The following is a 243-nucleotide window of genomic DNA, read 5'->3' on the forward strand; positions in this document are numbered from 1 at the left end:
GTCAGTGAAGCGGCGGCGCGGCCGCAAGCGGGCCCGTGGAACGCGCTCCCCGATGCCGGAGGCTGCGTATCCCAATGCGCGCTGGTCTCTGGACTTCCTGGCTGACAGCTTCGGCCCATCCCGGAAATTCCGCATCCTGGCAGTGATAGACGATTGCAGCCGCGAAAACCTGTGCCTGATTGCTGACACCAGCATCTCCGGCGCGCGTGTTGCGCGTGAGCTGGATGCGCTGGTGCGGATCTA

General features: G+C 65.0%; 1 pseudogene. It reads left to right on the plus strand.

The window, feature by feature from the left end:
• Window positions 1-243: pseudogene (locus FCK22_RS18770) on the plus strand (IS3 family transposase); the annotation flags it as partial.

It is taken from the genome of Sulfitobacter sp. 15WGC (assembly GCF_005068605.1).
Lineage (GTDB): Bacteria > Pseudomonadota > Alphaproteobacteria > Rhodobacterales > Rhodobacteraceae > Sulfitobacter > Sulfitobacter faviae.